Here is an 11,191-nt window from a genome sequence, read left to right as displayed (position 1 = left end):
GAAATTTGCCGGGGAAGCCGGATGGGCGCGGGAAAAAATGGTAATCTCGCGGCGTTTGCCACTCACACTCTTAGAAGGAAAGTTATGCGTTTTCTGCGCCTGATCCTCGCCGCCGCCACGCTGTCGTTCGCCGCCGTGGGCGCCCATGCCGCCGAACCGAAGGAGGGCGTGGAATACAAGACCCTGGCCGAGCCGGTGCGTGCCGACACCGGCAAGAAAGTGGAAGTCATCGAGTTCTTCATGTACTCCTGCCCGCACTGCAACGCGCTCGAGCCGCTGATGACGGACTGGGTGAAAAAGCAGGGCGACAAGATCGTCTTCCGCCGCATCCACTTCCCGGCCACCGGCGTGAACGACGTGCACGCGCACGCCTACCTGACGCTGGAGGCGATGGGCAAGCTGGACCTGGTGCACGACAAGATCTTCCGCGCCATCCACGTCGAACGCAACCGCCTGAACAAGGACGACGCGATGACCGATTTCATCGTCAAGAACGGCGTCGACAAGGCCAAGTACCTGGAAGCCTTTAATTCCTTCGGTGTGCAGACTAAAATGAAACGCACCCTGTCGCAGCTGCCGGCCTACAAGGTGGAGAGCGCCCCCACCATCGTCGTCGACGGCCGCTACATGACTGCGCCGTCGATGGTCGGCCGTCCCGGCATGACCGAGCTGGCTTCGCAGCAGGCCACGCTGCAAGTGATGGACTACCTGGTGGCCAAGGCCGCCGCCGCCAAGAAGTAAAGCGCGCATATGAGCGACACCGAAAAGGAAGTAATGACGATCTACCGCGAGTCCGCTCCCGATGAGAGCAGGCTGTTCTGGCGCACCTATGTGAACCATTTCGCATGGAGCCTCGCGCTGGTCGCCATCACCTTCTCGGCCTGGCTGATGATCGCGCTGGCCAACACGGAAAACCAGCGCAACGCGCTGCTCACCAAGAAATGCATGGACCCGGTGTTCAAGACCGAGTTCGACACGGCCTGCCTGAAGACGGTGCGCACGCGCGACCACTGGTGGCAGCACGTGGGCTACGCGCTCACCAACGCCGTGCCCTGAGCGCCGCCGCCAAAAAGGGGTCAGGTTCGGTATTGAAAGAATACCGAACCTGACCCCTTTTTTCTTTATAGCAGGTGTTCCAGGTTGTCCAGCTGGCGCTTGAACAGCTGCTCCAGCAGCTTGCGGTCGTCGGCGCTGTAGCCGTCGTAGGCGCGGGTGGTGCGCGCCCACACTTCCGGCATCACCTGCTCGATCAGCGCGCGGCCGCTGTCGGTCAGCGAGATCATCACGCAGCGGCGGTCGCCGGGACGGTTGCCGCGGGTGATCAGGCCCTGCTGTTCCAGGTCGTTGCACACCCGCGTCAGGTTGGCGGGCTTCTCCATGCAGGCCTCGCCCAGGGTGGAGGCGGTGGAGGTTTCGCTGTCCGAGCCGTACAGCACGGCCAGCACCATGTAGCTGGCGTCCACCAGGTCGTACTTGCGCAGGGCCGCGTTGGTCAGGTCCTTCATGCGCTTTTGCACGTGGTAGGTCATGCGCATCAGGCGCATCAAGTCCTCCGGAAACGCCGGTATGCGTGTGCGGATGTTTTTCAGGCGCTTGTTGGTGGCGTCGAAGCTGCTCATTGCGCTCTCCCTCTCCCTTACCAAAGACTTGATTGTATCTCCCTTGTCTCTTCGGAAATCTTGTTTCGTCATGCCTTTGTAATTTGTTGCGCGCAGGCAGCATAGCGCCTGCGGGGGAGGGACTTTGTTAGAGTCGGCGCATGGGGACCGCCCGGGCGACGCCCGCCGGTCCAAGGCGTTTCATCGCATAGAAGGAGACTCATCATGTCAGGCAACAGCACACTCGACCCCGATAACTTCCCCAGTCCCCCGGACCGCGTCTTGGGACGCGGCCATGGCACCGGCGCGCTGGGACCCAGCGACAGCTCCGATTCCGGCAGCGACGTGCAGGGCGGCCCCGGCCTTGGCCGCCAGGTTGACAGCGGCCTGGTCCAGGGCACCAACGAGGACACGGAATACGGCGCGGCCGGCGGCACCGCCGGACCGGACCTGGGCGACCCCGACCTGGACAGCGACACCGATTCCAACGGCACCGGCGAACGCGCCGCGGCCGGTCGCGACACCGTCGCGCCCGACGGGGCCGACATCAATGTCGACCACATCGAGACCATCCCCGGCACCGGCCGGGACGCCGACATCTGACCGGTAGCCGGCCGGGCCGGCTTCAGTGCGTGGACGGCGCGGGCGCCGGCAAGGCGGCCGCGGCCGGCTGGCTGTGCTTGGCCAGCTGCCACGCCGCCAGCAGCGCGCCGCCGCCCAGCAGCGCCAGCGTCAGCGGCTTGTGGCTGCGCAGCGAGAACCGGGTGTAGGCGCAGCTCTCGTGCACCGCGTGCTCGCTGCCCAGGCGCTCGCGCAGTTCCTGCGAGGGATCGGCCTGGTGCAGCGCGTCGCGGCGGTTGGTGGCGCTGGGCAGCTCCGAGCGCTGCAGTTTGAACATCAGCGCCTCCATGTACTTGTCCAGCAGGCGCGGCAGGTTCAGGCCGGTGAACGAGGTCAGCTTCGCCGCGCCGCCGACGAACAGGTCGCGCTCGGGATGCTCGGCCGCGCGCAGGATGGCGTCGGCCGCCAGGTCCGGCGCGTACACCGGCGGGGGCAGCTTGGGTTCGCGCGCCATGTAGTTCTTCGCGTGCACGGTGAACATGGTGTCGATCGCGGCCGGCTTGATCAGCGTGACCGAGACCGGCGCGCCCTCCTTCTCCAGTTCCATGCGCAGCGAATCGGTGAAGCCCTTCACCGCGTGCTTGGAGGCGGCGTACATGCCCTGCAGCGGCACCGACACGTCCGACAGTTCGCTGCCCAGGTTGATCAGCGCGCCGCCGTCCTTGCGCATGTGCTTGACCGCCTCCAGCGAGCCGTAGACCACGCCCCAGAAATTGGTCTGGAACAGGCGCTCGTGGTCCTCCATCGCCACCTCCTCGTTGGTGCCGAAGATGGAGACGCCGGCGTTGTTGACCCAGGTGTCGATGCGGCCGAAGCGCGCCAGCGCCACCTGCGCCAGGCCCTCCATCGCGTGGCGGTCGCCCACGTCGGTGGGCACGCCCAGCGCCTCGAAGCCCTGGCGGCGGAACTCCTCCTCCAGCCTGCGCAGGGCGGCCTCGTCGCGCGCGGCCAGCACCAGCTTCGCGCCGCGGGCCGCCGCCTTGCGCGCCGTGGTCAGGCCGATGCCGCTGGTGGCGCCGGTAATCACCATCACCTGCTCGGACAGCCGCTTCAGTCGTGTCGTCATCATGCGCTCCTTAAGCTGAATGTGAAGCGTGATCGTACTGCGCGCGCGATTCGGCTGTCGCACGCCGCCGCTCCGCAGGATTGTTTGTTTTAGTCGAATAGAGTTGGTGATTTGCGTGTATTTATTGGCGTTGGCGGACAAGTCATACTGGGCCCACTCGCAGCACACACGCCAACCCCAACAAGGAGCCACACCATGAACAGCACCCGGCAAGTCGCCATCGTCACCGGCGCGTCGCGCGGCATCGGCGCCGCGATCGCCCGCCGCCTGGCCCGGGACGGCTACGCCGTCGCCGTCAACTACGCAGGCAACGCCGCCGAGGCCCAGGCCGTGGTGGACGCCATCGAAGCCGCGGGCGGCGCCGCGCTGGCGCTGCGGGCGGACGTCTCGGATGCCGCCGCCGTCAAAGCCATGTTCGACGGCGTGATCGCCCGCTACGGCCGGGTCGACGTGCTGGTCAACAACGCCGGCCTCATGCCCGCCAGCCTGCCGTCGCTGGCCGACACCGACGACCAGACCTTCGACCGCCTGTTCGCCGTCAACGTGAAGGGCACCTTCAACACGCTGCGCGAGGCGGCGGGGCGGCTGTCGCATGGCGGGCGCATCGTCAACCTCTCCACCAGCGTGATCGGCCTGGGCCTGCCCGGCTACGCCGTGTACGGCGCCACCAAGGGCGCGGTCGAGGTGATGACCAACATCATGGCCAAGGAACTGCGCGGCAAGAACATCAGCGTCAACGCCGTCGCCCCCGGCCCGACCGCCACCGATCTCTTCCTGAACGGCAAATCGCCCGAGACGATCGAGCGCATGGCCGGGATGGCCCCGCTCGAGCGCCTGGGCAGCCCGGACGACATCGCCGCCGCCGTCGCCTTCCTCGCCGGCCCGGACGGCGGCTGGATCAACGGCCAGACCCTGCGCGCCAACGGCGGCCTCGTCTGAGAGGCTGACCCCGGAAAATAGCCCAGGGCGATTTAATTAAATAGCCCTGGGCTATTTGTTTGTGGCGTGCCCGGCGGAATGCCGCCGATTCGCCGTTCGTCGGCCCTATTGTCGATTCGTCGCAATTCCGGCGGCCCGGGCTTGCCTGCTTGCTATGCTCCGCGCTTGTCTCTTTTGCGGGGAAGCCATGTTCAAACTGGCGCTGAAAATGACGCTGCGCGATTGGCGCGCGGGCGAGTTGCATTTGCTGCTGGCGGCGCTGGTGGTGTCGGTCGCGGCGCTGTCGGCGGTCGGCTTTTTCACGGACCGCATCCGCGGCGCCATGTTGCGCGACGCCACGCAGTTGCTGGCGGCCGACCTGCTCATCACCTCCGACGCGCCGCTGGACCCGGCATGGGTGGAAACCGCCCGGCGGCGCGATCTGCGGACGGCCGGCACCGTGTCCATGGTCAGCATGGCCGGCGCGGGGGAGGGCGACGGCGCCGTGTCCAGCCTGGTGTCGCTGAAGGCGGTCACGTCCGGCTATCCGCTGCGCGGCGCGCTCCAGCTGCGCGGCGCGGCAACGGACGCCGCCCCGCCAACCGATGTCCGCGTGTCAAGCGATGCGGGCGCGGCAACCGGCGCCGGCGCGTCAACCGATGCGGGCGCATCAACCGATGCCGGCGTGGCAGCCGACGCCGGCGGCGCTGGCGGCCCCGCGCCCGGCACGGCGTGGATCGACACCGCGCTGGAGGCGCGCCTCAACGCCGGCATCGGCGCCCGGATCCGCGTCGGCGACCGCGCCTTCCTGGTCACGCGGGTGATCACGTCCGAACCGGACCGCCGCTTCTCCCCCGTCAACCTGTCGCCCCGCGTGATGATCGCCGCCGGCGACCTGCCGGCCACCGGCCTGATGGCGCCGGGCGTGCGCGCCCGCCATGCGCTGCTGGTGGCCGGCAACGGCCCCGCCGTGGAAGCCTTCCGCCTCCACATCAAGGCGCGGCTGGACGCCGCCAACGCCGGCAACATGCGCATCCAGACCGCCAGCGACCGCGACTCCGAGATGGGCGACACGCTGGAGCGCGCGTCCGGCTTCCTGTCCCTGGTCAGCCTGCTCACCGCCATGCTGGCCGCGGTCGCCATCGCCATGGCCGCGCGCCGCTACATGCTGCGCCACGTGGACGCTTGCGCCATGCTGCGCTGCCTCGGCCTGCGCCAGCGCCAGGTGATGCGCGTGCACCTGATCGAATTCGCGCTGGTCGGCCTGGCCGGCGGCGCCGTCGGCGTGCTGGCCGGTTACGCCGGCCACTCGCTGCTACTGCGATGGCTGGAGGGGCTGCTGCCGGCAGCCTTGCCCCCCGCCGGCTGGCTGCCGGCCGCGCAGGCGCTGGCCGCGGGACTGATACTGCTGGCCGGCTTCGCGCTGCCGCCGCTGCTGCAACTGGCCAACGTGTCGCACGCGCGCCTGCTGCGGCGCGAACACGACGCGCCGCGCGGCGCCACGCTGGCCGCCTTCGCCCTGGGCGGCGCCATGTTCACCGGCCTGCTGCTGTGGCAGACCGGCGACGTCAAGCTGGGCGCGGCGACCGCCGCCGGCTTCCTGGCGGCCGGCCTGTCGTTCGCCGGCGCGGCCTGGCTGGGATTGCGGGCGCTGGCGCTGGTGCGCGGCGGCGGCGGGCACCCCGCGTGGCGCTTCGCCATCACGGCCATGCGGCGCCACCCCGGCGCCAGCATCGCGCAAACGGTGTCGCTGGCGGTGGGCCTGATGGCGCTGCTGTTGCTGACCGTCGTGCGGGGCGACCTGATGGCCGCCTGGCGCGCCGCGGTGCCGCCCGACGCGCCCAACCACTACCTGATGAACATCGCGCCGGACCAGCGCGACGAGATCGCGCAGCGCCTGCGCCAGTTCGGCCAGCCGCCGCTGCACGCCAACATCCGGGGCAGGCTGCTCACGGTGAACGGCAAGCCCGCAGGCGGGGACAACAAGGACTACCGCCGCGCGGTGGACGCCAACGACTTCGACCTGTCCACCGCGGCCGCGCTGCCGCCGGCCAGCACGCTCACCAGCGGCACGTGGTTCCAGCCCGGTTCGCGCGAACGTGAAATCTCGGTGGACGAGGCAATGGTGAAGGACTTCGGCATCAAGCTGGGCGACCGGCTGGCCTTCGACATCGGCGGCCTGCCGCTGGACGCCAAGGTCACCAGCGTCCGCAAGATCGACTGGCGCGCGCGCAAGGCCAGCTTCGTGTTCGTGCTCAACGACACGGCGGCGGCCGGGCTGCCGCGCACCTACAGCGCCGGCTTCCACGTGCCGGAGGGCGGCGAGCACGCCATCGGCCGCCTGTCGCGCGACCACCCGGGCCTGACCATGTTCAACTTCGGCTTCCTGATACGCCAGCTGCACGCCGTGCTGGCGCAGGTGAGCGTGGCCGTCGAATTCCTGTTCCTGTTCACGCTGGCGGCCGGGCTGCTGGTGCTGTACGCGGCGCTGGCCGGCTCGCAGGACGCGCGCATGCGCCAGGCCGCGCTGCTGCGCGCGCTCGGCGCCACCCGCGGCCAGCTGTCGCGGGCGCAGTGGTTCGAACACCTGTTGACCGGCGCGCTGGCCGGGCTGCTGGCGGCCGGCGGCGCCAGCGCCGGCGGCTGGGCGCTGGCGCGCTTCACCTTCGACCTGCCGTGGAGCTGGTCGCCGCAACTGTGGCTGGCCGGGCTGCTGGCCGGGGTGGCCTGCGCCGCCGCCGGCGGCTGGCTGGGCCTGCGCAATGTATTGAACCACCCGCCGCTGCTCGCGCTGCGGCAATCCCCCACCCATTGAAAGGAAGACCACATGAGGAAGACAACATGAGGAAGACCACATGATCCCCATCATCGACGTGCGCAATCTCGGCAAGCGGGTGGCCGACGCCACCGGCGAGCTGACCATCCTGGACGATGTCAACCTCGCCGTCAACGCGGGTGAAACGCTGGCCATCGTGGGCGCGTCCGGCTCCGGGAAGTCCACCCTGCTGGGCATACTCGCGGGGCTGGACACGCCCACCAGCGGCACGGTGAAGCTGGCGCAGACCGACATCTTCGCGCTCGACGAGGATGGCCGCGCGGTGTTCCGCCAGGCCCGGCTGGGCTTCGTGTTCCAGTCCTTCCAGCTGCTGTCGCACCTGACGGCGCTGGAAAACGTGATGCTGCCGCTGGAACTGCGCGGCGACGCCGACGCCAGGACCCGCGCCGAGGCCATGCTGGACAGGGTGGGATTGTCCAGCCGCCTGAAGCACTATCCCAAATACCTGTCCGGCGGCGAACAGCAGCGCGTGGCGCTGGCGCGCGCGTTCGTGGCCGAACCACCGCTGCTGTTCGCCGACGAGCCCACCGGCAGCCTGGACGCGGCCACCGGCGAAGCCGTGATGCGGCTGATGTTCGCGCTGAACCGCGAGCGCGGCTCCACGCTGGTGCTGGTGACGCACGATCCCGCCATCGCCGCGCGCTGCGGGCGCACGGTGACGATGGCGGCCGGCCGCCTCGACCGGGCCGCGAAGGAAGAGGAGGCCTTATGCGCGTGATCCATGCCCTTGGACTGGCGGCGGCCGTGCTGTGCGGGGCCGCGCGCGCGGACGGGCTGGCCGACCTGAAAGGCGCGCTGGGCCGCATGCAGGCGCACACGCCGGTGAAGGCCACGCTGGAGACGCGGACCTGGCGCAAGGTGGGCGAGGGCAAGGAGGCCGAGGAGTTCAACGGCGCGGCCACCATCACCGTGGAGGACGGCGGCCAGGGCCTGCGCCTGCAATACCCGCGCGACCTGCTGGCGCGCCTCGACGCCGAGAACCAGGGCACGGCGAAGAACCCCAACGCCAAGACGCCGACCATCTACGCGCTGCGCGAAGTGGGGCCGGACGATCTGCGGCCCATGACCTCCGCCGCCGAGGCGCTGGCGCGCAACGTGGAGCGCACCGTCTACAAGTCGGAGAAGCCGGCCACCCACAACGGCAAGCCGGCGCGCTTGCTGACCTTCTCCGTGCCCATCAACACCCTCAGCGACCGCCAGCGCAAGCACCTGAAGGAGTTCGAGGGCACGCTGGAGGTGTGGATAGGCGCGGAAGGCACGCCGCTGGCCAGCCGGCTCGACCTGCACGGCTCGGGCCGCGCCTTCGTCGTGGTGTCCTTCGAGTTCCGGCAGGAGGAGCAGTGCACCTACGCGCTCTCCGGCGACCGCCTGCTGATGACGCGCAACGAGAAGAAGATCTTCAACGCCGGCGCCGGCGAGAAAAGCGAGGAACGCATGGTCCGCACCCTGCAAGCCGGCTGAGCCTCCGCCCTTACTGCGCCGTTATTGATAAAGCACCCGCGGCAGCCACAGGCCGATCGCGGGGAACATATACAATAGCACCACGCCCAGCACCTGGATCGCCATGAAGGGCATCATGCCGAGGAAGATCTGGTTCAGCGTCACGTGCGGCGGCGCCACGCCCTTCAGGTAGAAGGCCGACATGGCCACCGGCGGCGACAGGAAGGCGGTCTGCAGGTTCATCGCCACCAGCAGGCCGAAGAACAGCGGGTCGATATTGAAGTGGCCCAGCAGCGGTATGAAGATGGGCATGAAGATGACGATGATCTCGGTCCACTCCAGCGGCCATCCCAGCAGGAAGATGATGACCTGGGCCAGCAGCATGAACTGCACCGGCGTCAGGTCCATGCCGAGCACCCAGGCGTTGATCAGTTCCTGGCCGCCCAGCAGCGCGAACGCGGCGGAGAAGATGCTGGAGCCGACGAACAGCCAGCACACCATGGCGCTGGTCTTGGTGGTGAGGTGGGCGGACTCGCGTAGCATGGCGAAGTTGAAGCGGCGGTAGGCCACCGCCAGCAGCATGCCGCCGAAGGCGCCCATCGCCGCCGCCTCGGTCGGCGTGGCCAGGCCGAACACGATGCTGCCCAGGACCGCGAGGATCATGAAGGCCAGCGGGAACAACGACCCCATCAGCATCTTGAAGATCTCCAGCCGCGCGAACGAGAAGTAGGCGTAGAACAGCAGCAGCGCCGCCAGGCCGACGCCCAGCGTGATCCAGTAGCCGTTGGGCGCGGGCCTGGCCTCGGGCGCATTGGCGGCGCCGGCGGCCCCTGCGGCCCCCGGCATCGCTCCCGCCGCCGCAGCAGCGCCGGACGCCGCCGCCGGACCACCGGCGGTCGTGCCAGAGGGATGCGTCCCGGCGGCCGCGCCGCTGGCCCCGCGGCCGGCCGCGCCCGCGGCGGCACCGTCGTCCGCCGCCGGCGCGGGTTCCTCGGCGGGCGGCTCCTGCAGATCGTTGTTGGCCGGCGGCTCCTCCAGCGCGTTGTCCATCGGCGGTTCAGCCAAGCCGCCCGCCTCCGTGCCGGATGCGCCCAGGTCCTGCCCGGCGCCCAGTTCCGCGAGCTCGGTGGGCGCGGCGGCGGGCGCTGTCACCCAGCGGTAGCTCAGACCCATGACGGCGGCGAACGCCAGCGCCGGCAGCAGCGCCACCAGCAGGTTGTTGCGCACCGCGCGCGGCGCCACGCCGGGCGGCGCCGCCCGTCCCAGCGCCGAGGCCAGTCCCGGCACGGCCAGGTTGCCGCCCCGGTCCGTGATGGCTTGCGCGAACGGCGGCAGCGCAACCTGGCGCTCCGCCGCCGACAACGGCGGCGCCGCGCCGGGTTTCAGCTTGGCCACCAGCAGCACGTAGCCGATGTACAGGAAGGCCAGCATGATGCCCGGGAAGAAGGCGCCCGCGTACAGCTTCACCACCGACACGCCGGCCGTCGCGCCGTACACGATCAGCAGCACCGACGGCGGTATCAATATGCCCAGGCAGCCGCCGGCCGTGATGCAGCCGGCCGACAGCTGCGTGCTGTAGCCGGCCTTCAGCATCGCGGGCAGGGCGAGCAGTCCCATCAGGGTCACCACCGCGCCGACGATGCCGGTGGCCGTGGCGAAGATGGCGCAGGTGACGATGGTGGCCACCGCCAGCGATCCCGGCACCCGCGCCATCGCGATATGCAAACTCTTGAACAGCTTCTCGATCAGGTTGGCGCGCTCCACCAGGTAGCCCATGAAGATGAACAGCGGGATCGAGATCAGCACGTCGTTGGCCATCACCGAGTAGGCGCGCTGCACCATCAGGTCCAGCGTCATCTGCACCGCCTGGGCCGGGTCGCGGCTGTGGAAGGCGTACCAGGCGAACATCACGCCCATGCCCATCAGCGTGAACGCGGTGGGGAAGCCGAGCATGATGGCGACCACCACCAGCGCCAGCATCAGCAGGCCCACGTGGCCGTTGGTCATGTCCGCCGGCGACGGCAGCAGGACGAACAGGGCGGCGACGATGGCCACCAGGATGCTCAGGCCAAACCAGATTTCCTTTCTCATCGCCGTTCTCCCGGGCCGTCCGCGTGCACCATTTCCTTGAGCTTCTCTACATCGACTTCCTCGACGTCGGCCTCGCGCGGCGGCCAGGCGCCGCTGCGCAGGCACATCACGCAGCGCACGATCTCCACCACCCCCTGCATCAGCAGCAGCACGCCGGAAACCGGGATCACCATCTTGAAGGGGTACAGCGGCGGCCCGTTGGCCGTCAGCGTGGAGTGCTCGTTGATGGCCAGCGATTCGGCCGCGTAGCTGTAGCCGGCCCACGCCAGCGCCACCACGCCGGGGATGAAGAAGACGATGTAGAGCAGCAGGTCCAGCCCGGCCTGCAGGCGCGGCGGGAAAAAGCTGTACAGCACGTCGCCGCGCACGTGGCCGTTCTTGGCCAGCGTGTAGGCGCCGGCCATCATGAAGGCCGCGCCGTACATCATGATCATCAGGTCGAAGGCCCAGGGATTGGGGTGGTTCAGCGCGTAGCGCGCGAACACCTCCCAGGAAATGAGGAAGGTCATCGCCACGATCAGCCAGGAGAAGGCCTGGCCCACCCAGCTGCTGATGCGGTCGATGAAAAACAGTGCGTTCTGCATGCGGGGCTCCGGGAAGGTGGGGACTGTGCCGGCGCGC

At 69.2% G+C, this 11,191-nt stretch carries 11 protein-coding genes; 7 read left to right on the top strand and 4 right to left on the bottom strand.

Going from position 1 to position 11,191, the window contains the following annotated elements; translation table 11 throughout:
• The first annotated feature begins 84 nt into the window (after positions 1-84).
• Together BM436_RS09645 and BM436_RS09640 are read left to right on the top strand one after the other, a co-directional pair.
• Complete coding sequence (locus BM436_RS09645) at positions 85-741, top strand: thiol:disulfide interchange protein DsbA/DsbL (RefSeq protein ID WP_093555300.1); 657 nt, start codon at positions 85-87, stop codon at positions 739-741.
• A 9-nt stretch (positions 742-750) separates the two neighbouring features.
• A complete protein-coding gene (locus BM436_RS09640) occupies positions 751-1,056 on the top strand; it encodes a hypothetical protein (protein WP_093555299.1) in 306 nt (101 codons plus the stop codon).
• A gap of 65 nt (positions 1,057-1,121) precedes the next feature.
• Here the strand turns inward: BM436_RS09640 and BM436_RS09635 are convergent, their stop codons facing one another.
• Positions 1,122-1,619: a MarR family winged helix-turn-helix transcriptional regulator gene (locus tag BM436_RS09635; RefSeq protein WP_093555298.1), complete on the bottom strand. Its 498-nt coding sequence runs from the start codon at positions 1,617-1,619 to the stop codon at positions 1,122-1,124.
• A 204-nt stretch (positions 1,620-1,823) separates the two neighbouring features.
• Between BM436_RS09635 and BM436_RS09630 the strand changes: the two genes are divergently transcribed.
• Positions 1,824-2,201: a hypothetical protein gene (locus BM436_RS09630; RefSeq protein ID WP_143133042.1), complete on the top strand. Its 378-nt coding sequence runs from the start codon at positions 1,824-1,826 to the stop codon at positions 2,199-2,201.
• Between the two features lie 22 nt (positions 2,202-2,223).
• Here the strand turns inward: BM436_RS09630 and BM436_RS09625 are convergent, their stop codons facing one another.
• On the bottom strand, positions 2,224-3,285 hold the full coding sequence (locus tag BM436_RS09625; protein ID WP_093555467.1) for an SDR family oxidoreductase: 1,062 nt from the start codon (positions 3,283-3,285) through the stop codon (positions 2,224-2,226).
• Positions 3,286-3,480: 195 nt separating this feature from the next.
• Between BM436_RS09625 and BM436_RS09620 the strand changes: the two genes are divergently transcribed.
• The 4 genes from BM436_RS09620 to BM436_RS09605 all read left to right on the top strand — a co-directional run bounded on the left by BM436_RS09620 (position 3,481) and on the right by BM436_RS09605 (position 8,500).
• Entirely contained in the window at positions 3,481-4,224 is a 744-nt protein-coding gene (locus BM436_RS09620) for an SDR family oxidoreductase (protein ID WP_093555296.1), read from the top strand.
• A 187-nt stretch (positions 4,225-4,411) separates the two neighbouring features.
• A complete protein-coding gene (locus BM436_RS09615; protein WP_093555295.1) occupies positions 4,412-7,018 on the top strand; it encodes an ABC transporter permease in 2,607 nt (868 codons plus the stop codon).
• Between the two features lie 40 nt (positions 7,019-7,058).
• Complete coding sequence (locus BM436_RS09610; protein ID WP_093555294.1) at positions 7,059-7,757, top strand: ABC transporter ATP-binding protein; 699 nt, start codon at positions 7,059-7,061, stop codon at positions 7,755-7,757.
• Complete coding sequence (locus BM436_RS09605; RefSeq protein WP_093555293.1) at positions 7,748-8,500, top strand: hypothetical protein; 753 nt, start codon at positions 7,748-7,750, stop codon at positions 8,498-8,500. Before BM436_RS09610 ends, BM436_RS09605 begins: the two co-directional genes overlap by 10 nt.
• Before the next feature lie 21 nt (positions 8,501-8,521).
• Here the strand turns inward: BM436_RS09605 and BM436_RS09600 are convergent, their stop codons facing one another.
• Positions 8,522-10,570, bottom strand: coding sequence for a TRAP transporter large permease subunit (locus BM436_RS09600; RefSeq protein WP_093555292.1), 2,049 nt, complete (start codon positions 10,568-10,570; stop codon positions 8,522-8,524).
• On the bottom strand, positions 10,567-11,154 hold the full coding sequence (locus BM436_RS09595) for a TRAP transporter small permease subunit (RefSeq protein WP_093555291.1): 588 nt from the start codon (positions 11,152-11,154) through the stop codon (positions 10,567-10,569). Before BM436_RS09595 ends, BM436_RS09600 begins: the two co-directional genes overlap by 4 nt.
• Positions 11,155-11,191 lie beyond the last annotated feature (37 nt).

Source organism: Pseudoduganella namucuonensis (assembly GCF_900116645.1).
In the GTDB taxonomy this organism is placed as follows: domain Bacteria; phylum Pseudomonadota; class Gammaproteobacteria; order Burkholderiales; family Burkholderiaceae_D; genus Rugamonas; species Rugamonas namucuonensis.
This window is presented reverse-complemented; position numbering and strand designations above follow the sequence as displayed.